Origin of the sequence: Oceanobacillus sp. FSL K6-3682 (genome assembly GCF_037976165.1) — a bacterium.
GTDB lineage: Bacteria > Bacillota > Bacilli > Bacillales > Amphibacillaceae > Oceanobacillus > Oceanobacillus sojae.
In genome coordinates this window covers 3727205-3750115 of the sequence record NZ_CP150263.1, presented here as the reverse complement: position 1 = coordinate 3750115, position 22911 = coordinate 3727205, and the positions used below count along the sequence as shown (strand labels likewise).

Annotated in this window: 17 protein-coding genes and 1 pseudogene; 12 read left to right on the top strand and 6 right to left on the bottom strand. The window is 38.2% G+C overall.

Annotated features, from left to right (window positions below):
- Positions 1–124 precede the first annotated feature (124 nt).
- Both hutH and MHH51_RS18410 read left to right on the top strand, forming a co-directional pair.
- On the top strand, positions 125–1648 hold the full coding sequence (hutH, locus tag MHH51_RS18415; RefSeq protein WP_339282863.1) for a histidine ammonia-lyase: 1524 nt from the start codon (positions 125–127) through the stop codon (positions 1646–1648).
- A gap of 200 nt (positions 1649–1848) precedes the next feature.
- Positions 1849–2664 (top strand): flagellin, encoded by an 816-nt coding sequence (locus tag MHH51_RS18410; protein ID WP_147210673.1) that lies wholly within the window; start codon positions 1849–1851, stop codon positions 2662–2664.
- Positions 2665–2736: 72 nt separating this feature from the next.
- Here MHH51_RS18410 and MHH51_RS18405 read toward each other — a convergent pair whose 3' ends face one another.
- Together MHH51_RS18405 and MHH51_RS18400 are read right to left on the bottom strand one after the other, a co-directional pair.
- The gene (locus MHH51_RS18405) at positions 2737–3852 is read right to left on the bottom strand and encodes a nitric oxide synthase oxygenase (RefSeq protein ID WP_339282862.1); all 1116 of its coding nucleotides are present in this window, start codon (positions 3850–3852) and stop codon (positions 2737–2739) included.
- 149 nt (positions 3853–4001) lie between these two features.
- Positions 4002–4886, bottom strand: coding sequence for a LysR family transcriptional regulator (locus MHH51_RS18400; protein WP_156984953.1), 885 nt, complete (start codon positions 4884–4886; stop codon positions 4002–4004).
- A gap of 119 nt (positions 4887–5005) precedes the next feature.
- Between MHH51_RS18400 and hutG the strand changes: the two genes are divergently transcribed.
- From hutG to MHH51_RS18385, 3 genes are all read left to right on the top strand, one after another.
- Positions 5006–5950: a formimidoylglutamase gene (gene hutG / locus MHH51_RS18395; RefSeq protein ID WP_147210670.1), complete on the top strand. Its 945-nt coding sequence runs from the start codon at positions 5006–5008 to the stop codon at positions 5948–5950.
- Between the two features lie 38 nt (positions 5951–5988).
- On the top strand, positions 5989–7188 hold the full coding sequence (gltS, locus tag MHH51_RS18390) for a sodium/glutamate symporter (RefSeq protein WP_339286320.1): 1200 nt from the start codon (positions 5989–5991) through the stop codon (positions 7186–7188).
- A 352-nt stretch (positions 7189–7540) separates the two neighbouring features.
- Positions 7541–9550 carry an EAL domain-containing protein gene (locus MHH51_RS18385; protein WP_339282861.1) on the top strand — a complete coding sequence of 670 codons (2010 nt, stop codon included), beginning with the start codon at positions 7541–7543 and terminating at the stop codon, positions 9548–9550.
- 80 nt (positions 9551–9630) lie between these two features.
- On the opposite strand, the pseudogene MHH51_RS18380 reads toward MHH51_RS18385, so the two are convergent.
- Positions 9631–10749 (bottom strand): annotated as a pseudogene (locus tag MHH51_RS18380) (GGDEF domain-containing protein).
- A gap of 527 nt (positions 10750–11276) precedes the next feature.
- Between MHH51_RS18380 and MHH51_RS18375 the strand changes: the two are divergent.
- The 3 genes from MHH51_RS18375 (at position 11277) to MHH51_RS18365 (ending at position 16351) form a co-directional block, all read left to right on the top strand.
- A complete protein-coding gene (locus MHH51_RS18375; protein ID WP_226895129.1) occupies positions 11277–11438 on the top strand; it encodes a YjfB family protein in 162 nt (53 codons plus the stop codon).
- Positions 11439–11696: 258 nt separating this feature from the next.
- Entirely contained in the window at positions 11697–15293 is a 3597-nt protein-coding gene (locus tag MHH51_RS18370; protein WP_339282859.1) for a hypothetical protein, read from the top strand.
- Between the two features lie 164 nt (positions 15294–15457).
- Entirely contained in the window at positions 15458–16351 is an 894-nt protein-coding gene (locus tag MHH51_RS18365) for a 3-hydroxyacyl-CoA dehydrogenase (protein WP_147210665.1), read from the top strand.
- A 43-nt stretch (positions 16352–16394) separates the two neighbouring features.
- On the opposite strand, the gene MHH51_RS18360 is transcribed toward MHH51_RS18365, so the two are convergent.
- On the bottom strand, positions 16395–17120 hold the full coding sequence (locus MHH51_RS18360) for a DUF3784 domain-containing protein (RefSeq protein WP_147210664.1): 726 nt from the start codon (positions 17118–17120) through the stop codon (positions 16395–16397).
- Positions 17121–17323: 203 nt separating this feature from the next.
- Between MHH51_RS18360 and MHH51_RS18355 the strand changes: the two genes are divergently transcribed.
- The 3 genes from MHH51_RS18355 (at position 17324) to MHH51_RS18345 (ending at position 18970) form a co-directional block, all read left to right on the top strand.
- A complete protein-coding gene (locus tag MHH51_RS18355; RefSeq protein WP_147210663.1) occupies positions 17324–17716 on the top strand; it encodes a CrcB family protein in 393 nt (130 codons plus the stop codon).
- A gap of 24 nt (positions 17717–17740) precedes the next feature.
- Positions 17741–18103: a fluoride efflux transporter CrcB gene (gene crcB, locus MHH51_RS18350; protein WP_147210662.1), complete on the top strand. Its 363-nt coding sequence runs from the start codon at positions 17741–17743 to the stop codon at positions 18101–18103.
- A 102-nt stretch (positions 18104–18205) separates the two neighbouring features.
- Complete coding sequence (locus tag MHH51_RS18345; protein ID WP_339282856.1) at positions 18206–18970, top strand: SDR family NAD(P)-dependent oxidoreductase; 765 nt, start codon at positions 18206–18208, stop codon at positions 18968–18970.
- 73 nt (positions 18971–19043) lie between these two features.
- On the opposite strand, the gene MHH51_RS18340 is transcribed toward MHH51_RS18345, so the two are convergent.
- Both MHH51_RS18340 and menC read right to left on the bottom strand, forming a co-directional pair.
- Positions 19044–20438 (bottom strand): cation:dicarboxylase symporter family transporter, encoded by a 1395-nt coding sequence (locus MHH51_RS18340; protein ID WP_147210660.1) that lies wholly within the window; start codon positions 20436–20438, stop codon positions 19044–19046.
- Between the two features lie 332 nt (positions 20439–20770).
- Complete coding sequence (gene menC, locus MHH51_RS18335) at positions 20771–21880, bottom strand: o-succinylbenzoate synthase (protein WP_339282854.1); 1110 nt, start codon at positions 21878–21880, stop codon at positions 20771–20773.
- Positions 21881–22046: 166 nt separating this feature from the next.
- Between menC and MHH51_RS18330 the strand changes: the two genes are divergently transcribed.
- Positions 22047–22850, top strand: coding sequence for a MurR/RpiR family transcriptional regulator (locus tag MHH51_RS18330; protein ID WP_147210658.1), 804 nt, complete (start codon positions 22047–22049; stop codon positions 22848–22850).
- Positions 22851–22911: the final 61 nt, after the last annotated feature.

Sequence of the window (22911 nt, the reverse complement as noted above, 5' to 3'; positions counted from 1 at the left end):
TCATGACCTATAGTAACGAGTTGTTAGGAGGTGATGATGGCTTACTTAAGTATGCCGTTATCACCTCCTTTTTATGTTTACAGCGTAATTTGATAAAGCAGGCTTGAAAAAGGAGGAAGCAGTAATGATAGAGTTAACAGGCCATTCTTTAACAATTAATCAGTTGAAAAGAATTCTGATCGATAAAGAAAAAGTATCGATTTCAGAAAAAAGCATGCAAAAAGTCCGCGAAAGCAGATATGCGGTAGAAAATATTGTAGCAGATAAAAAAACGGTATATGGAATTAATACGGGTTTCGGCAAATTCAGTGATGTCATTATTGATCAGGAACACGTAGAAAAGCTGCAGTTAAATTTAATACGTTCACATGCTTGCGGTATTGGAGAGCCGTTTCCTGAAATTGTTTCACGCGCAATGATTGTGCTGCGCTTAAATGCTTTATTGAAAGGATTTTCAGGAGTTCGTGCTGTTCTAGTTGAACTGCTGGCTGACCTTATTAATAAAAATGTACATCCGGTCATTCCGCAGCAGGGATCCCTGGGGGCGTCCGGTGATTTAGCTCCGCTGGCCCATCTGGCACTTGTTTTAATCGGAGAAGGCAAGATCTATGATGGTGCGGGGAAACCAGTAAATGCAGCACCAATTTTGACTGATAAAGGTATCCAGCCAATCGTCTTGCAGGCGAAGGAAGGTCTTGCGCTTATCAATGGTACACAGGCCATGGTTGCAATGGGAATTGTAAACTATATAGAAGCAGAACAGATCGCCCTGGATAGTGAGTGGATTGCGGGTATGACGATAGAAGGTCTGGAAGGAATCATTGATATCTTTCATCCGGCTGTACATGAAGCAAGGGGCTACCAGCAGCAGATGGCAGTTGCAGAAAGAATGCGTGAATGGTTAGAGGGGAGCAGTCTTGTTACAAAGCAAGGCGAAAAGCGCGTACAGGATGCTTATTCATTACGCTGTATTCCGCAGGTGCATGGCGCGTCATGGCAGGCGCTGGATTATGTGAAAGAAAAACTGGAGATAGAGATGAATGCTGCTACGGATAATCCGCTTATTTTTGAAGAGGGGAAGCTGGTTATTTCAGGCGGAAACTTTCATGGACAGCCCATTGCATTTGCGATGGATTTTATGAAAATTGCTGTAGCAGAATTAGCTAATATATCAGAACGTCGTATCGAGCGGCTGGTGAATCCACAGTTAAATGATTTACCGCCATTTTTAAGCCCGGAGCCCGGTTTACAATCCGGTGCTATGATTATGCAATACGCAGCAGCATCACTTGTTTCAGAAAATAAAACATTAGCACATCCCGCAAGTGTGGATTCAATTCCTTCTTCTGCAAATCAGGAGGACCATGTAAGTATGGGAACAATCGCATCACGTCATGCGGGGATGATCATACAAAATGCGAGACGCGTATTAGCGATCGAATGTATATGTGCTCTGCAGGCAATAGAATATCGGGGTGTAGAAAATGCAGCACCGAAATTAAAAGAAAAATGGAATAAGATGCGTAAGGCGGTTCCAAGCATTACGGAAGACAGGATTTTTTCTGAAGACATAGAGAAGGTAAATCAAGCCTTAAATCCATTGATTAACACCAGCAATTTTATTGAAAAAGGATCTTATATTTCTTAAAACAGGATAACAAGGAGACAACATTCCTCATTTTATCAGGGATAGTTGTCTCCTAGGTTTTTAAAATTCGTAAAGCACTCCTCCTCAAAGCTGCCATCAAATAATAAAAGCTCTCCCAATCTCTTCACATTCCCGCCCAACCAGCCGATATACCTATAAACAAGTATATTAAAAATAGTATGATTGGAGGGTAATAATCGATGCGTATCAATAATAATGTAATGGCTTTCGCAATCTATAATAATATGAATAATCATTTTGCAATGGCTCAGAAATCCATGCTCCGTATTGCGAGTGGTCAGCGTATTAACAGTGCAGCAGATGATCCGGCCGGATTAGCAATCTCAGAAAAGATGCGTGCGCAAATTCGCGGTTTGAATATGGCGATACGTAATACGCAGGATGGGATCTCGCTCCTGCAAACTGCGGAAGGTGCAGTAAATGAAACACATGCGATATTGCAGCGGATGCGGGAGCTGAGTGTAAAGGCTGCGAATGGAACATATTCAGACCTTGACCGGGAGATACTGCAGGATGAAATCAATCAACTTCGTGAGGAATTGACTCGAATTGGCAGGGATACAGAGTTTAATACGCAATCCTTATTAGACGGCTCTTATACAAATAAGCGTATTCAGGTTGGGGCAAATTCCGGACAGTATATTGAGATTTCTATTGGTGATGTAAGGGCAGCGGCTCTTGGTGTAGATGAAATTGATATTTCTACACAAGAAGGAGCGGACGAGGCCATTGGTATATTAGATGAAGCGATTAAGCGGGCATCGTCCCAGCGTTCTAATTTGGGAGCAATCCAAAATCGCCTGGAGCATACGATTAACAACCTTTCCAATACTGTTATGAATTTAACACAGGCAGAGTCACGGATTCGAGATGCGGATATTGCAAAGGAAATGATGTTATACACCAAGCATAGTCTTCTGGCACAGGTTGCGATGGCTATGCTGGCACAGGCTAATCAACAGCCGCAGATGATATTACAGCTTTTGCAAAATTGATATTTTCAGTAGAGGGTATAAGTTTTAAAAAAATAACTAAAAGTGTTCTCCTAAAAAAGAACACTCTTAGCTCTATCTATGAAACGGACAGCCCTTCATTTCTTGATAAGCCTTATCCTGATAAAAGAAATTCGGCTTCTTCAACTCATTGCTATAGGGCTGATGCCAGACATGTGTAGTTGCTGGGGAAACAGGCGGGATTAGCCAGGTCCATTTTCCGGTTACTTCACGTTCTGCTTTTGCTTCCTGTTTCTCAAAAATGCGGAATTGTGCTGCGGCTGTATGGTGATCTACGATGGATACACCTTGTTTTTTAAAGGAATGGAGCACCATTTCATTCAGTTCAATCAATGCACGGTCCTGCCACAAATTACTGGCATGCTTTGTCTCTAAGCCCATAATTTCTGCCATTTTGGGGAGCAAATTATAACGGTGCTCATCTGCGAAATTTCTTGCGCCGATTTCCGTCCCCATATACCAGCCGTTAAAGGGAGCAGATACATAATGCAGTCCGCCGATTTCAAGGCGCATATCTGCAATAATCGGAATAGCATACCATTTTAAATGTAAGTCTGCCACCGCCTTATATTCTGGATGCTCCATTGGGATTTCCGGAATCAATGCTTCAGGGATGCTTCTCCAGACAGGTGGCTGGTCGCCGATTTGAATAACCAGGGGCAAAATATCGAAATCAGTTCCTTTTCCCTGCCAGCCCAGCTTCTCGCAAATCCTTGTGAATTCCAGCGAATCTGAATCGCCAATAATACCTTCTCCAGAGTCGTAGCCCGCATAACGCAGCAGTTGATGGTTCCAGACTTTTACGGTCTCTTCTTTTGCTGAAACAGCAGAGAATATCGTGATATATGGCTTAATTCTTCCCTGATTAAAGGCATTTTTCAAATGACTGAACAGAAATTCGAATACTTCTTCTTCTGTGGCTGCCTGCCTGGCATCCGCTACGTCGATACGTTCCCAGAACAGTCTGCCGATACAGCGGTTCGAATTCCGCCAGGCCAGCTTTACTCCATAAACAATTTCATCGTAGGTTTGAGTATATGTACCGAATGCTTTTATATCTGAAATTACTTCTTTCATTCTTTCTTCTAACTTTTCTGCAGGAGCTCCGGTCTCCGTATAGTATGTTTTTAAAAATTGTTCGGCTTCCTGCTGCATTTCATAATTATTCAATGGAATTTACCTCCAGCTGTTGACTGCATTTTATAGTATATATTTTAACGAAGAGAAGGATGAATTTCCATTTTATCTGACGCACAGGAAGGGAAGAGGCAATTATTTGTTCATATTGCTGTCACATACCTTCCTATAGCAAAATGAAATTATGATTTGTGAAATGTACAGATGGTTTCAATAGACTTATGAATGATTGGTGAAAGGTACCTGGTTCGATCTTTGACAAGATAAACATTTCTCTTTAACTCCTGATCTTTCATTTTTTTGATATGCACTGTTGAATGATGTGATTTATTTACATAGTTTTCCGGAACAATGGTAATTCCAAGCCCGCTTTCTACCAGGTGATAGGCTGTTTCAAACCTTTCAATTTCAAACTGAATATTAGGGCTGATGCTTGCATATTGAAAAGCTTTTAATATATCATTTCTGGTCTGATATCCTTCCTTACATAATATAAAAGGCGGGTGTTTTAAATCTTCCATAGTAATGAATGTTTTTGTTTGGAGGGGATGGTCGTCTGGAATTAAAGCTACAAGGTTTTCTTCATATAAAAATATCGATTGCAGCTCTTTGGTATCAATATAATAATTCGTTATTGCATAGTGGATTTCATAATTTAATAAAGCATTTTGAAGTTCGGATAAGCTAAGTAATTCAGAAATTTGAATGTGAATATCATTCGAATTTGTTTTGATTTTTTTGATAACCTCACTAAACCAATTTTTAGCTGTTTCGATCATACTGATTGAAAGCTCTAACGGACCTTCTAACCGTAGCCGTTTCATTTCCTCCTCCATACTATTCATCTGATTAATTACTTTTTTAGCTTGATAATAAAGAATTTCACCTTCTTTGGTGAGCTGTATATGTGGTTTTTTTCGGTTAATAAGTGAAAGGCCTAAATGGTTCTCTAATTTCTTTATGGATATACTTAAAGATGGCTGCGAAATATGCAGATGTTCCGCAGCTCTTGTAAAGCTTTTTTCTTCAACTACCTTGATATAGTAATGTAATTGAGTCAAGTCCACAGACAATTCTCCTTTAATTATAGTCTTAAACTATAAAACAATAAATTATATATATTAGTGATTATACTATACAAAATTTATAATGAAGAGAAATTAATTAATGCAACGGAGGGAAAAATATGTATCAAGCACCTGCTAATGAGTACTGGAAAGGAAGAGAGGACAGCAGCTCTGACAGGAATAGTTTCCGTTTCCACCAAACAGTAAACTTAGAAACGATACAAACGTTAGATGATGCAGAGAAGATGATTGCACTTGTCGGCTTTGAATGTGAAGAAGGTGTCCGGCGAAATAAAGGCAGACTTGGTGCAAAGGAAGCTCCTAATAAAATTCGCACTTTTTTATCCAATATGCCCAGCTCCGTTTTAGGAAGTTATTCTCTTATAGATACTGGTAACATCATCTGTGAAGGCAGGCATATGGAGAAAGCACAGATGGAGCTCGGTGTACATGTGGAAAAGCTGCTTTCTAAAAAAGCCGCTCCGATTATTATTGGCGGCGGTCATGAAACCTTTTTCGGTCATTATTTAGGAGCAAGATCCTATTTGAAAAAGGAGGCACGTCTTGGAATCATTAATATTGATGCACATTTTGATATGCGGAGAGATATGCAGCCATCCTCTGGAACCATGTTTAGGCAAATTCTTGAATCGGATAAAAATGCAAATTATTTATGTATTGGAATTCAGCCTTTCTCTAATACAAAAGCATTATTTCAAACAGCTGATGAGCTTGGTTGCTCATATTTTCTGGAAAATGAGGTTAAAGGAGATATCCAGCGTATTTTTCAGGCAATCGACCAATTTAGCGCAGACCATGATGCACTCATTTTTACACTATGCACAGATTCTATTTCAGCAAGTGAAGCTCCGGGTGTCAGTGCACCTGCTCCGTTTGGTCTGGCAGTATCAGATGTTCGGAAGCTATTGAATTATATTGCTTCAAAAGATAACACCATCAGCTTCGATATATCTGAAGTTAATCCCGCTGTTGATGAAAATGACCGTACAGCGCGACTTGGTGCAGCACTGATTACGGAGGTTATCCACACATTTTCTAAGTAAATATAAAATCCATACAGGGGAAGACAGGGAGGAAAGGCATCATGATAGAATTTGATCAGGTTACAACGATTTTCTTTGCTTTGGCTGTTTACATGCTAGGAACATTTCTGAATAATAAAATACTATTCCTGAATAAGTTTTGCATACCGGCACCAGTTGTCGGAGGTTTGTTATTTGCACTAGTAATTACATTTTTACGCGGGTTCGATATTTTAATTATTAATCTGGATACGTCGCTGCAAAATTTATTTATGCTTACCTTTTTTACTACAGTCGGTTTAGGAGCCAGCTTTAAGCTGCTAAAAATAGGGGGGAAGCTGCTAATTATTTATTGGCTGGCATGTGGATTTTTAGCACTTGCTCAAAATGTCATTGGTGTATCGATGGCAAAGCTGTTACATCTCGATCCACTAATCGGTGTGATGGTTGGAGCCGTATCCATGGAGGGCGGACATGGAGCTGCGACAGCATTTGGTACTACTATCGAAGAATTAGGAGTAGATGGTGCTCTCTCGATTGGTTTAGCTGCGGCCACAGTTGGTTTAGTTGCCGGAGGTTTAATAGGGGGGCCAATTGTAAAATATCTAATGAATAAATATCAATTAAAACCGACAGAAACAGAGGAAATCTCTGATTCCTCTATGGGCAATGTAAATCAGCAGGATACGAAAATAAATTCAAAATCATTTATGATGCAAGTCTTCATTATTGTATTTTGTATGGCTTTAGGAACATTCCTGGGAGATTCGTTTACTGAAGTGACAGGATTTGTCCTTCCTGGATATGTAGGAGCGATGTTTGTTGCTGTTATTGTGAGAAATATCATTGACCGGATTTCCGGTAATGTTATTCAAATGAAAAGTATAGGTATAATAGGGGACATAACACTAGGGATTTTCTTATCCATGGCATTGATGAGCATTCAATTATGGGAAATAGTTGACTTGGCTTTACCACTTTTACTTATCATACTGGTCCAAGTTATCTTTATTGCTTTGTTCAGCATATTTATCCTGTTCAAAATGCTTGGGCAAAATTACGATGCAGCTGTTATGATTGGCGGGTTTACAGGGCATGGATTGGGAGCGACACCTAATGCAATCGCCAATATGGATGCAGTCGTATCTAAATTTGGTCCATCCAGAAAAGCATTTTTAGTTGTTCCTCTGGTTGGTGCATTCCTAATTGATGTTTTCGCAGTACCAATTATTATAACGACAATTAATTTATTCAGTTAGTAAAAGCAGTATCTTATAATAAAAGCCGGATAAAGTATATATTTCCGATACTTTATCCGGCTTTTTTTGTTGTGAGCATGATAGAATCATTATTTCATAGTGAATAATTTTTTAATGAAAAATAGTATTGCCCGGCACAGAACACCAGAATTTACAGCCGACATTTTTATTCTTTCTTTCATTTCCTCTTTTAAATATCATAGAAAAATATTAAAAATTGAAGAAAATAAAATAAATGTATTTAGAAGAAAATGTTTTATTAAGTCGAAATAAGTGTGTTGCTAACTATGTTTACATGATATATTTATACTATATAAATTTCTGCAGGGTCGGTTGTGGGGAGGAATTGAGTTTGGCTCAGGTTGTATTTAAAATTAAGAATAGAAAAATATTTTTTTCAGAGCAGACATCTTGTAATGTAATAAATAAGTCAAAAGATGTCCTTTCTGGAGAAGACTATGAAAATGTGCTCTCTTCTAATATCGGTCCTCACGTAGCTGAAAATTTCTCAAAACTTGTTAATGGTGAAAAAAATCAAATTCATTTTAATGCATCCTTTGATGCGGAAAATGGGAGAATATTACTTTTTAACATTTTTGGCTATCGTTTTATGTCGGAGGATGGTGCGGAAATTTTTGGTGTGATTACAGATGAAAGAGAAGCAAATCAGCAGTTAATGACAGCATTAAAGGAATTATCAGATATTAAGTATGCTATGGATCAATCTGTGATTTTAGCAATTACGGACAGGCAGGGTAAAATCACACATGCAAATGATCGTTTCTGCGAAATATCCGGTTATTCCAGAGGTGAGTTAATTGGAAATACACACCAGCTGATTAATTCAGGCTATCATTCCAGAGATTTTTTTAAAAATATGTGGCGGACAATTGGTTTTGGCGGAGTCTGGAAGGGTGAAATCAGGAACCGCGCGAAAGACGGTACTTTTTATTGGGTGGATACAACCATAGTTCCCGTGAACGATGGAAAGGGGAAGCCGATCCAATATATAGCAATGCGTTTTGATATAACGGATAAAAAAGAAAATCAGGAAAAGATTCGTTTGATGGCCTTCTACGACCATTTAACAGGGCTTGTGAACCGCCGGAAATTTGATGACGATTTAATAAAAAAAATTGAATATAATAAAAAAAATAATGGCAGGTTTGGAATCATGTTTATTGATCTGGATGGCTTTAAATACGTAAATGATACGCTGGGGCATATAATAGGCGATCAGTTGCTTGTAGCTGTTGCCCGCCGTTTTGAGAATCTTATTGGTGAAAAGGGTATGGCTGCGAGACTCAGTGGGGATGAATTTGCAATTGTTATCCATTCAATTACAGCTCCAGTGGACATGCAGTATTTTGCAGAATCTATTATTGAAAGTTTCAAAGAACCTTTTTCTATAGAAGGATATCAGTTAAATATGACTGCCAGTATTGGCGTAGCAACCTATCCAGAGGCTGGCCCGGACGCCTCTGCTATCATGAAGCATGCAGACCTGGCAATGTATCGTGTAAAAGGCTTGTTTAAAAATGATTACAGATTCTTTGATAGAGAGATGAAGTTTTCGAATCAAAGAGCATTCCAGGTGAAAAATGACTTAAGAATGGGTCTGGAAAAAAATCAGTTTTATATTGTATATCAGCCTAAAGTGTCTCCAAATGAGGATATTGTTACAAGCTGTGAAGCTCTCATTCGCTGGAAGCATCCGGAATTTGAGGAAATATCTCCTGCTGAGTTTATTCCCTTGGCAGAAGAGGTAGGAATGATTAATGAAATTGGTGATTGGGTAATAGAAAATGCTTGTAAACAGCTGCAGCTATGGAAATCAAAAGGATATGATCCGATTCCGGTATCAGTTAATATATCGCCCAGCCAGTTTTTACAAGCTGACTTTGTTGAAAAATTCTGGTCTTATCTTGATACATATCAAATTGAGCCAAGTTGGATACAAATTGAGATTACGGAAAATCTCTTTATTGATAATGAAAAGTATGTCCAGCAAATTTTAAAAATAATGAGAAAGAGAGGTATCAAGGTTGCACTGGATGATTTCGGGACGGGATACTCTTCTTTGGCTTACTTACAAAAGCTTGATTTAGATATTTTAAAAATTGACCGCTCTCTCATCAGCGGGGTTTCTGATTTTCCCATAAAAAAAGAAATCGCAACGACTATTGTGAGGCTGGGAAAGTGCCTCGGTATGAAAGTAGTTGCTGAAGGAGTAGAAACGAAAGAAGAACTCGATGTTTTATGCAATCATGATATCGATGAAATTCAAGGTTATTATTATAGTAAGCCGCTTAATGTAAAAGCAATGACTAAAGTTTTAAAGACGAAGGAGCTGAGTAAATAACGTAGTATAACCACTTGCGCTGTCAGCTCGAGAGCCTATTTGTTACATTATTATTAATGAAACGTCAGTCCGGAAATCCCTTAAACTTCTTCCCGGACTGACGTTTGAGAAGGGTATACTCTATTTTTCCCTGATTGTTTTGCTTTGTATAAAGCTTCATCTGCCGATTGGATGATTTGATGATGATTGGTGCAAGTGTCTGGATAAGTTGCTGCACCAATCGAGACGGTCACACAAATATTTTTCTTCTTAGAAATTTGAAATGGATGTGCTTCTACTTCTTTTTAAATTCTTTTCGCTACCTCTAATGCGTTTTCAAGACTGCAGTCAGGCAGGATAATTGAAAATTCATCTCCTCCATTGCGGAAGGCTGTATCAAATGAACGGATATTTTTTAATAAAACATTACTGAATTCTGTTAAAATCTGATTTCCTACCGGGTGTCCATATGTATCATTTATTTGCTTGAAATAATCGATATCCAGTGTTAGCAGCGTCAGTTTTTCATTTTCCGTGATGGATTTATCGATAAATTGATTCCAGGTTGTTTCAAATGCCCGCATATTTTGTAGACCTGTCAAGAAATCTTTAGATGCTTCCTCTTCATATTTCGACAAAAGCATTGCTGTTCTGTCCAAGTACTTTGAGAAAGCAACAGCAATCAATCCGCAAATAATCGATACAATACAGTAAACAGGCACAAAACGCAGTAATTGAAGATAATCATTTAAATAAAACATCATAATGCAGAAAAATATCAGATTGGAATATAGAATCATAATCAGTGCCTTACTGTAGGTTGCTTTATTAGGCTGGTACAGCTTATGAATCAACTGGAATCCAATAATTAATAAAATTACCAGACATATAGTTGTTGCGGAAAGAGTTGTCATTCCGCTTATCATAAATCTCCCAATAATAATGACAATACCTGCGATGACAGCAGGAAACAATCCTGTAAACAGGATAAGCAGCATAATAGGTATAAACCGTAAGTCTATCAATGCATTTTCTGCCACCTTAATAGAAAACACAATTAATAAGACGCCGGATAACCCGGAAACAGCACCGTCAATAAACCCTTGTTTCCAATTAGAGAGGGTATCTATTTTCAATTTCGTTCGAAGTGGTATGTAAATAACAGTTAAGGTGATTATTATACAAAGATTAATAAAAAAATCATCAAAAAGATAGAACATAATATTTCCACCTGCCAAACGGTTTCCTCTCCTTTATTTCATTACCATACTAACCTCGGCAATACTAAATTTATTAGACTATCTAAAAAAATGTCTTTTCTTTGATAGGTAACTGGTTATTTCTGATAGTTTATCAGTGCTGACTGCGTACATTTGAGCACTTTATTTTTGAATATACTTAAAGAAGCTGATTTGCAGTTAAAATTATAACGTGTTTTATTTTGTATAAAGATAGTTAAGTGTCTGGTTCTTTTTATCTGATCCTTTAGAAATAGTTCAATATTCCAACATGAAAAGTTTATCATGAATCTTTTGGTAGCACCAAGAATTACTGTAAACTTTCAAAATGTAATAATTTCCTTTAAGAGGATGCTGAAAAATTAAAATAGCAATTATTTTCTTGTATATCCCTGTTTTTATCTGAAAATATTCATTATTTATGCGATTGGGTTTATAACTTATGTTAAAATAAAGATAGTCATAAAATCTTCCGAAGTGAGGTGAATGTATAAGTGGATGTCGGAAAAATGTCAATGATAATGAGTCAGGCTAACCTGCAGACACAGGTGTCCTTCAGCTTAATGGGAAAAGTTATGGATCATGCGGAAGCACAAAATGCAGAGCTTATTAAAATGCTGGATCAGCCGCAGCATCCAAACTTAGGACATTCCATTGATGTAAAAGCTTAAAATGTTTCAGTTGTGTGGAACAGACAGGAAGAAGAAATGAGCTGCCTTCGCTTCAATAAATGAGAAGTGGAGGCTTTTATTATCCTTTATTTATCGCAGTGTAACTGGTTGAAGGCCTTCATTTTGAAGTGGGAGTAGGTCGGTGAAGAACAGATTGGTTCAATAGTCTTTGGAGAGGCTGCTTGTCATTTGGAGAGTTATTGAACATCCTCTATAGCAGCAAATAAATAAAAGTATCCTTCAACTTAGTAAAGGAGGGTGAGCATTATTTCAAATTCTAAAACGCGGGCTCAAATTCTGCAGGAAGAATTAATAGAATTACTAAAAAGAGATTTAATCAGTATGGAGGATTATAAACGTATACTGACAGCTCATCAGGAGTATGCGAAGCAAATTGATAAGAGTATGGATGCATTGCAGCATAATGAACCTCAAATGCAGAGAGAAAAAGAAATTCTGTCTGAAGAGGTGCCCCATGCTGCAGAGCAAAATCAGCCTGAAGGGACAGCAAAAACCGTTCCGAAACCGGATAATGCGTATGGCAAAAGAATTCTGACAAGCTTTTTAGAAGGGAATAAGAATAAGAAAGAATGGCTGTCAGCTCCAGAGCAGCAGGAAAAATCAGTACAGAAAAAAGAAAAACCGGCGCGGAAACCGAAAACTGCGGAACAGATTCGGGAAAGAAATATTACATGGCTGCTTATTCTCGGAGTTTCATTTCTTTTAATCAGTGGTCTTGTCGTAGCAACCAGTACCTGGGATCAAATGGGAGCTTTATTAAAGGTTATCACGTTGCTTGGCGTCTCTGTTTTCTTTTTAGCATTAAGCGGTTTATCATCCCGTTTTCTTAAAATTGAAAAGACTGCTTTTGCATTTTTGACGTTAGGAAGTTTATTATTACCGATTGCAATTATTGGAATTGGATATTTTGGATTATTTGGAGATTATTTAACTTTAACTGGAGAAGGACGTTATTGGCTCGGGATTCTTTGTACACTTGTTCCGCTCCCTTTATATATTTGGAATGCTTATAAGACAGAAGCTAAATTATTCGTATGGATTTCTTATTTATTCTTATCCTTCTTCATAGGCTTTTTACTAGCTGCTATCCAAATACCGGTGGATATGTTCTTTTTCCTGATGATGCTTTATAATGCTGTTTTGTTATTTGCTTATCACCGTTTTCGGAAAGAGAAAAAACAGATTTTACGTGTCTTTTTAGGTGAGCTGCCAGCCTATGCCCAGCTGAATCTTATCGTCTCCACTTTATTAATGCTGTTTGTTTATAATCAGGCCGTATTTTACAGCTTTAATGTTCTCCTGACAGCTTTTATCTATATGGCAATGGTTTTCGTTTATCAGACGAAAGGGTATCAATTTGTATTTGCAGCATTATTTGCTTATGGAATTTATCAGCTGACAGAGAATTCGATTTTAAATACAGCAGATTCGATTATCTATGCATTGATGGGCGCTGCTTATTTGGGATTTGCCTATATAATGCGGAAGGATAGCTTTGCAAGTAAGGCTTTTTATTATATCAGCGGAATTATTTCGGGTTTTGCATTTCTGTATGTCACATTTCAGGGCTTAATTATCCGGGCTGACGGAGATTCCTGGTTTATGCTTCTTGCGTATATAGTGATTGCTGGGACCTATGTGTATCTTGCAGAAGTAACGAAGCGGGGCGTTTTTCGCTGGCTTGCTCCAGTATTCTTTATTGCTATTGGTATACAATTTTGGTCATTAGTTATTCAGCCGCTTTTCCCGGAAAGTATTCTTAACTTTATGTTTTTCTATATGACAGGTTTATTTCTTCTTATCGGCTTCAAAAGTCGTATTCCTTATATGCAGGCGATACAGAAAAGTATGTATTACTGGTCGATGCCGGTGATTGCTATCCTTGTATTGCTTAAGCTTTTATTCCTTGATTTTATTGAAGTTACAGGCATGTTTACAATAATAGGAGCTGTTGCTTTTTATGTGACCTCTGCATCTGAAAGGCCAGCCGAGAAACGTATTGCTGCCTGGGCTGTTCCGGTAAACTGGCTGTTGGCAATGTATATTCTTTACTTTGAGTTTGCAGAAAAATCATATGTTTACCGCACTCAGCTGGATCTACCTTTTCAGCTGGCAGCTGCGGGGATAATTCTGCTTGGCATCAGCCTTATTTGGAAGCAGAGAAAGCAGAAGGAATTAACACGGACAACATTTTATACTGGTCAGGGCAGCTATTTATTAGCGATGCTGCTGCTCTACCCTGATTTTACTGGCGATGAAATGATTGTAAGGCCGATGATTTTATTGATAGGAATCGGTGTGATATATTGGCTTGTCCATTTTACGAAGAAGCATATATTCTGGAGTCTGGTTGCGGCTGCATGCTTAGGCTTCTATGTATCATTGTTAAGTACATTTTCTATTAATACTTTAGAGGGATTTGTATGGTTTATGCTTGGTTTGCCAATTTTATTTTTAGCTGTAGAACGCTATTTAGGTAAATTAGATGCCAGCTTAAAACCTTATTTCTTTTATTTTGCGCATGCAGTACTCCTCTTCCTTGTACTGATCATCGCAGGGGATGGTGCAGCACGGCCTATTCTTTATCCGGCAGTCTGGCTGGTTCCGTTGGCGGTCTATATTTATACTGCACTGACAAAGGGAAAAGAATGGGAAATAAAAACTGCTTTATATGCTGGATCAATGATGCTCATAGGAACAGTGGTTTCCTTCATTTCTTATTATGATTGGATGGCAGCTCTTTCGTTTGTTTATACCTGGCTGGTTGCCGGAATAGTTTTAATTGCTGTCTGGACCGCAGTACCAGTAGTATGGAAGCGGCGGATAGACTGGTTTTTAATTCCGTATCTGCATCTGGTTTTAGCGATGGGAATATTTTTAGCAGCTGCACAGGAGCTTTGGCAGCTCATCTGCTTTGCAGGGCTGGTTATCCTGAATTTATATTTCCTGCATAGGCGAAAATGGACCTTATTCCTTGTTTTGCCTCTATTCTTCTCTGTTTATCTATGGCAGCTGCAAGGAGTATTTAAGGGAGAAATTGATTTATGGCTGATATTCTGCCTCGGCTTTGGAATTTTAGCAGCGGCCGGAAGATATTTATTTACAGAACTATACGTTTCTCACAAAGGGAGTGTGCAGGCTGTAGATTGGTATTCTCTGATGGCAGTTGCCTATCTTGCCTTTGCATTAAACTCGGTAAACGGGCTGGAAAATATTTGGCTGACTGTTATTCCTTATGTATTGTTTGCTTCCTGGTTTTTCTTGCAGGTGGATCGTTTGGGAAGTCAAATGCTGCAGAAAATATTTATTACAGTTGGCGGAATTGCTTGTTTACCTCCATATTATCTGGTGCTTGATCATTATACCGATATCATTCCAGAAGTGATTTATGCAGAGCTTCAGGCACTGCCGATGCTTGCTTTAGCTATTATTTTATCCCGGAAAACGTGGCAAGATTATCAATCGCTGATGCGGCATATACAGACAGCGCTGCTGATTGTTGTTACTGTTTATTTGATTGCTGATGCCATTCAAAGCGCAACAATTTTAGATGCTTTAATTATTGGTATTTTGTCCATTATTTCCTTACTAGCAGGGATGCGTTATCAATTGAAGTCGTATTTCTTTGTTGGAATTGGAACGCTGCTGTTTAATGTTATTTATCAGACAAGGCCTTATTGGGGTAATCTCCCCTGGTGGGCGTATCTTCTGATTGCCGGAATATTGTTTATCAGTATTGCCAGCTATAATGAATGGAAAAAACAGCGTGAAGGAGAAGGGAAGCTGGAGAAGAAGCTCAAGCAAATGATTGCCCGGTTTAAAGAATGGAATTGAATAGAGCAGTTTGGGGATGCTAATGAATAACGCAGCTCCAGACTGCTCTATTTATTTGAAAATATAAACTTCAATTTAAAATAGTTGCCTCTGAGCAAATTTGTTTATGTTTATCATCATTAGGAGTATACTAAAATTGTAAAAAATAGAAAGAAGGATTTTTCATGGAATTTAAAAATGTTACAGTAGCGGGCAGCGGCGTATTAGGAAGCCAAATTGCCTATCAGGTTTCTTACAAAGGATTTAATGTAACGGTATATGATATTAATGCCGAAGCTGTCGAGGCAGCCAAAACACGTATGGAAAAATGGCAGCAGCGCTATAAAGAGGATTTAAATGCTTCAGATGCGGAAGTGAAGGGAGCATTTGAAAGGATCAGTTTTTCTATCGATTTAAAAGAAGCTGTTAAAGACGCTGATTTAATTATTGAAGCAGTGCCTGAAAAAGAAGAAATTAAATTAGATTTCTATAAAAAATTAGCAGAAGTTGCTCCAGAAAAAACAATTTTTGCATCTAACTCATCTACTATGCTTCCCAGCCAATTTGCTGAAGCAACAGGGCGTCCAAGTCAATTTTTAATGCTGCACTTTGCAAATGAGATTTGGAAAAACAATACAGCAGAAATTATGAAGCATGAAGGGACAGACATGAAAGTGTTTGAGGATGTTGTCTCATTTGCGAAACAAATCGGCATGGTTGCACTCCCTATATACAAAGAACAGCCAGGCTATATCTTAAATTCCTTGCTTGTTCCATTCTTAGATGCAGCACAGGATTTATTGGTAAATGAAATTGCAGATGCAGAGACCATCGATAAAACATGGATGGTAGCTACCGGAGCGCCTAAGGGTCCATTTGCTACGTTAGATGTTATTGGTATTCGCACACCTTATAATCTGTCCGCGGCACATGCGGAAGCTGGTGATAAAAAAGCTGAAAAGGTTGCGAGTTTCTTAAAAGAAGAGTATCTGGATAAAGGGAAATTTGGTATTGAATCCGGTGAAGGTTTTTATAAATATCCTGATCCGGCTTTTGAAAATCCAGATTTTTTGAAATAAATTAATTAACAAAAGCTGCCCGCTAAACTTCAGGCAGCTTTTGTTAATTATCGGTATTCTGCTGAATGGCTTGCTCCAGCTGATGATAGGACTCCAATGTCTTATCAGACTGATTTGTATTCATAATGACAAAGCTGTCTTTCGTGCGGACGACAATAAAAGGAGCTTCATTTGAACGGAGAAATAATTTACCGGCTCCTAAGCCCTCCAAATGATACTTCCCAAGATGTTTTCCAAATAAAGAAATGCCATTTGTACGAATCATAACTTCAGGAAGCTCATCATACAGGGAAATATCTTCAATATCTGAAAACGTCCATTCTTCACCATACAAGCCTGATATTTCAAAGGAGTCCCTATTTATTTCCAGTGTGTTCGGCATAAATGGGATAGCAAAAACGATAATGACTAAAATAAGAGATAACATTAAAACTGTTTTGTTTATCTTTTGAGATTTTCTTTTCACCTTTTTCATCATCAAAAAGGTTTCAATAAATAAAACAATAAGCATAACTACATAAGAACCCTCAATTGCATAAGGAACGTGCAAGAGCTGCAGCAGGAAACCGATTGTTAAAACAATAGCTACATGCAGCATCATCTTACCGGCAGCACGTGGATAGCCTGCCTGGATCATCTTTTGCTGCTCTGCAGCCGTACTCGACTTGAATCCGCTGATTAAATAATAGTTTTTGCGTATTAAAATGAGGTAACTGAAAAAGAAAAACATAAGAATTAAGAAAATTTGAATTCCGTATAAATATTCCATAGGGTGCGTCCCTCCATTTTTTCTTTGCACTTTAATTACGAGGGAAAGGCTCGAAAAGTTTCAATGATATGACGGGAAATAAACTTTTCGCGAAAAGTGAAGGCGGTACCTTCAAAAATACTTGCTTTCTCCGTCAGTTAGGATTAAATTGTATATACTCTTAATTGTATTAAATGATGTACGGATAAAGGTCAGGTGATTAGGTGAATTGTCTATTTGTAATGGTTGGCGCTTTTTTTGGAGCGATGGCCCGCTATGAAATCGGTCTGTGGTTTGGTGAGCAGCCATTTCCCTTAGCTACTGCTGCGGTAAATATTATAGGCTGCTTCTTTTTAGGATTTCTGCTTACACTTGTTTCACTTTCCAGACAGGACCGTCAAGTATGGGCATTGACATTTGGCACTGGTTTTTTGGGGGCTTTTACGACGTTTTCTACCTTTGCATTAGATGTGCTGCTTCTTAATCTGCCAATGGCTCTTCTTTATATTGGAATAAGTCTGGCTGTGGGAATTGCTTTTGCAGGGGCAGGTGTCTGGGCAGCAAGAGCTGTTTATTCCCAGTTAAGGAAGACCCGAAAATTTAAGGAAGAAATATAAAAAATATAAAGGAGCGTTGTCCCTGTGATTTTAGTAGGTCTCGGCGGTGCAATTGGCGCATTATTACGGTACATAATTAGTGAATATATAAAGCCGTTAAAGGCTGAAAAAAGAATCATCTTCCCTGTTGCAACCTGGCTAATTAATATGACAGGTTCATTTTTGTTGGGTATTTTATATGGTCTTGATTTATCCTCACAGCTTTGGCTTCTTTTAGGAGTAGGCTTTTGCGGTGGGTATACAACATTTTCTACATTTGGGAAGGAAGTTATTGATTTGCTGATGGATAAGCAGTGGCAAATTGCTTTTCGATATGTTATAACATCTGTCATATTAAGTATTGTAGCGGTATGGATCGGGATAACAATGGTGCATTTATTTAGTTGATTACTTCGTACATGTAATTAGCTGAACGGATTATTTGTGTTTATGGAAGCGCTATCATAAAAATAGAAGATGAAATGTATAAAAAAATGAGGAGAGATGTTAATGCAGGATAAGGTTGTGCTGATAACTGGCGGGGCAGGAGGAATTGGTCAAGCAACTGCAAAATTGTTTTTGGATCAAGGTGCCAAAGTTGTTCTAGTTGATATTAACGAATCATCCTTAGAGAAGGCAATGCAATCCCTCACATCAAGTCAAGAAAATATTGCTATTATCCAGGCAGATGTAACGAATGAAGCAGATGTAAAAAACTATGTCCAGGAAACGGTAAATCATTTTGGCAGAATTGATGTTTTCTTTAATAATGCAGGAATTAATGGTCCTGTTGCGGAGATTACAGAGTTAGAACAGGATGCTTTTGAACAGATTATGTCTATTAATGTAACAGGCGTATTTTTAGGGTTGAAGCATGTTCTTGCGCAAATGAAAAAACAGGGAGATGGACGGATTATTAATACAGCATCAAATGCTGCATACATTGGTTCTGCAGGGATGGTAGGATATATAGCTTCCAAACATGCTGTTGCCGGAATAACCAAGACCGCAGCACTGGAGGCTGCCCCGTCAGGAATTCGTGTAAACGCGGTAGCACCTGCAGCAATTGATACGCAGATGCTTGCTGATATTCAAAATAATTTAACACCTGGAGAGCCGGAGAAATCAGGAGAAGCCATTAAGCAGGGGATTCCAGTTGGAAGGTTCGGTACACCTGAGGAGGTTGCGCAAATCGTACGTTTTCTGGCATCTGATGAAGCTTCGTTTGTACATGGAGCACTATATAATGTGGACGGAGGAATGCAGGCAGACTAGCATAATCACATAATAAAAAAATAGCAGCTATCTCTATAATTCCTGGAGATAGCTGCTATTTATATTGAAAAATTTAAATGCCGGTATTTTCAACAACCGCATTTTTATCATTAAATTTCGTTTCATCCAGGTTTCCGAGCACTTTGGAAGTTACAGTACCTGAGACCATGCTGCCATTAACATTGACAGCTGTACGGCCCATATCAATGAGCGGCTCAACAGTAATAAGCAAACCGGCCAGAGCGATTGGAAGTCCCATAGAGGACAGAACGATAATCGCTGCAAATGTTGCTCCACCGCCGACACCGGCGACACCAAATGAGCTGATAGCTGTAATTAATACAAGCTGTACAATAAAGTCAAGAGAGGTTGGATCAATGCCAACAGTTGGTGCAATCATAACAGCAAGCATCGCAGGATAAATACCTGCACATGCATTTTGCCCCATTGTTGCTCCAAAGGATGCTGACATATTGGCAGCCCCATCATCTACACCTAAAGCTTCTTTTTGTGCAGTGACATTCAAAGGAATGGCACCTGCACTGGAACGGGACGTAAAAGCGAATCCCAATACCGGAAATACTTTTTTCATAAAAGTAACAGGGTTTAATCTGAATCCGCTAATAATAAGCATGTGGATAAGAACCATCACAATCATTGCTGCGTAGGATGCAATTACAAATTTACCAAGCTGTACAATACCTGCAAAGTTTGTCGTTGCAACCATGTTCGTCATCAATGCTAATACTCCAAACGGAGTTAAACGCAAAATGAGTGTTACAAGCCGCATTACAATTGCAAATACGGCATTAACCATTTTTGTAAAACGTTCAGCCTGCTCCGGCTGCTTTCTGCTTACTCCAAGGGTTGCTATTCCGACAAGGACAGAGAAAATAACTACTGCAATAACAGATGTCGAACGTTCCCCAGTCATATCTAAGAAAATATTATTTGGAATAAAGTTAATAATTCGCTGTGGTGTCGTTTCTTCTTCCATGGATTCAAAATTTTCCTCCATTGTAGCACCACGTTCTGTTTCTTCATGACCTGCTTCGATTTGTTCTGCATTCAAATCGAAGACAAGAGAGGTTATAACCCCAAGTGTTGCTGCAACAAGTGTTGTAGAAATAAGTACACCAATTACCCAGCCGGCCATTTTCCCGAGCTGTTTTGTTTCCTTTAGATTAATAATGGCACGAATAATCGAAACCATAACTAATGGAACAACAATCAGCATTAAGAAACGAATATAGCCGCTCCCTACAATGCCGTACCAATCAAGAGTTCCTGTGAGAATATCTGAGCCTTCGCCATAAATAACCTGAAAAAGAGCTCCTAAAACAATTCCAAGCCCCATCCCTGTAAATACACGCTTTGCAAACGAGACATGTTTTTTCTGCATATAGATTAATAAACCAATTAATGCAAGTAAAACAATAATATTTAAAACTATAAACCAAGTATCCATTTAGTGTTATCCTCCTTATTAAATGTTTCCAATAAATCCAATGAAAATAATACGGATTAAACTATACATTGATTCAATTATGATTTCAAGTTAGTTGCTTCAATATTTTACTTATTTTTTAATCATATGCAGATAATGGGATATTGACTATTTCTATTGCCGATTTACAGGAGTCAGTTAGTTTTTATTCCTTTGCATAAACCTCTTATTGTATTTAATATGTACTATTTTTAAAATAACATTTAAACGAAGACAAAAAAAGAAGAGCTGTGAGATAATTTTTCCTTTTCAAAAGGGATAAACATCTTTTACAGCTCATCTTTTATTGGTTTTTATTGCTTAAAGTTTTTTTTCTCAACAGTGTATTTTGCTAATTTTTCACGGTTAACTTCATATCCGATTCCAGGGGAAGCAGGGACCTGTACGATTCCATCTTTGACGTATACCTCAGGATCAATAATATCCTCCTCCCAATAACGGGAAGAAGCGGCAGTATCTCCAGGCAGTGTGAATGTAGAAAGCGAGGTAACTGCGATATTATGTGCACGTCCTACGCCGGATTCAAGCATACCTCCACACCACATTGGTACATTCGCTTCTTTACATAGTTCATGAATTCGTTTCATTGTTGTAATTCCACCAACGCGGCCGACCTTCATATTAATAATCTTTCCGCTGCCGAGTTGAATCGCCTGTCTTGCATCATCATAGGAATGAATGCTTTCATCCAGGCAAATTGGTGTTTTAATATGCTTTTGCAGCTCGGCATGGTCAATTAAATCGCCGGCTGTTAAAGGCTGTTCAATCATCATAAGGTTAAATGGATCCAGTTTTTTCAGTGTTTCCATATCGTCGAGTGTGTAAGCTGAGTTAGCATCAACCATCAGCGGAATATCAGGAAATTGCTTGCGGATTTGTTCAACAACCTCGACATCTTTACCAGGCTTAATTTTTACTTTTATCCGCTTATAGCCTTCCTCTGTTTTCTCTTTGATATTGTTAAGAAGCTTTTCTATATCATCCTCAATCCCAAGGCTGACTCCAACCTCGATATCAGTTCTGCAACCGCCGATTGCCTGTGCCAGGGAAATACCTTGCTGTTTGGCATAAATATCCCAGGCTGCGGCATCGATAGCTGCTTTTGCCAAATTATTGCGCTTGAAGGGTTCGTATAAATCAGTAAGCTCATCCGGATGGCTAAATTCACGCCCCAGTGTGAGCGGAATTAAGTATTCCTCCAGCATAACCCAGGCAGCTTTTGTAAATTCTTCAATATAAAGAGGGGACTCGGATGTGACACACTCGCCCCAGCCAATAGTTCCATCTTCATCCTTTGCTTCCAAAATAATAAATTCACGATCCTGTTCTGTTCCAAAGCTTGTTGTAAATGGATTTTTCATTCGCATATTCATGCGGTGCATTGTAATTTCTGTTATTTTCATGAGAAGAACTCCTTTTTGGTAACTGCTAGTAAATTACCTCTTAAATAATATAATAACTGATTCTTATTTCATTATCGTGTATATTCATACATTGCATTCTATTATAATGAAGTCTATACTTTATAGCAATATAAAATAATTGTTTAGACTTCAAAAGAGGGATGGGATGGAAACTATATATCAAGAGCGTATAAAAGCATATTGGCCCAATTTAACAAAAGGGCTGCAAAAGGTTGCTGATTATTTATTAAATGAACCAATTGCCTTTGCGACACATCCGGCAAAAAAGGTTGGAGAAATGATTAATGTCAGTGAAACGATGGTGCTTCGGTTCTGTAACGCTCTCGGCTACAAAGGCTATGCTGAATTACAGAAGGAAGTAAGAAATGAGCTCTTAAATCTATCACAAGCAGCAGAAGAAACGGCTGAAAGTACTTTCCATGATTCTGTGGAGGCAGACATAGAGAACCTCCGTTGGCTGCATAAACAGCTGGATGCGGGACAATTAGAAAAAGTAGCCGATACAATTTTACAAAGTGAACAGATTGTCATCGCAGGATATTATCATTCCTATAGCTATGCACATTGGCTATACTTTAACTTAAATTACATTATAGGAAACGTCAGTCTATTTCGACCGGAAAGTGACGCAGGGGTACTGGATTTTTTACCTAAAAAATCATCATTAATTGTTTTTTCTTTCTACCGCTATGCTGTAGACACGATCCAATTAGCAAAAGATGCGCAGCGAAAAGGAATTAAAGTGATTGTCATTACAGATTCTTTAGCTGCTCCGACGGTACCATTTGCAGATATAACACTTCCTGTTCATACCGCACATTCTGGAGACTCTCTGTTACAGAAAGGACCCGTCAGTTTATCTCTTATTAATGCGATAATAGACAAAATCATTCGAGGAGTAGCGGACAAAGGGAAAAAGACACCGACATTTAATTACTTTATCAAATGATTTTTGTATTGCAGCATAAACTTCATTACCTAGAGATGAAGTTTAATGAAGAAGCGTTAAT